The sequence below is a fragment of the Clostridium pacaense genome (assembly GCF_020709765.2).
Lineage (GTDB): Bacteria > Bacillota > Clostridia > Lachnospirales > Lachnospiraceae > Enterocloster > Enterocloster hominis.
This window is the reverse complement of sequence record NZ_JAJFEB020000111.1, coordinates 1-278: the sequence shown is the minus strand read 5'-3', so window position 1 is coordinate 278 and position 278 is coordinate 1. Positions and strand designations below refer to the sequence as shown.

The 278-nt window shown below is 50.4% G+C and carries 1 protein-coding gene; it reads right to left on the bottom strand.

The window, feature by feature from the left end; all coding sequences use genetic code 11:
• The coding region (locus LK536_RS58705; RefSeq protein ID WP_506092323.1) for a UTRA domain-containing protein at positions 1–278 on the bottom strand (278 nt) is incomplete at both ends.

Genomic DNA, 278 nt, shown 5'->3' with positions numbered 1-278 from the left:
TTTTTCCCCACGTCCTTTAGGAAATAGTTATGGTCAATGCTCAGCGCCTCCCCGTCAATGTCGCGCACTCTCTGGATATAGTAAATTTGTGCGCCTATGGGAACCGTGGTCCTTTTCTGGATTTTTTCATCCACCGCAAGTTCGGCAAAACAGGCCACATGGGTTCTGTAGCTCTTTTTATTCCTGGCCACCGCCTCCTTCATGCTCTCAATCCCGCTAAGAATGAACTCCGACTGTTCCTGGGGCTGGTATATGATCTGGACCCCCTTGCCGTGGAT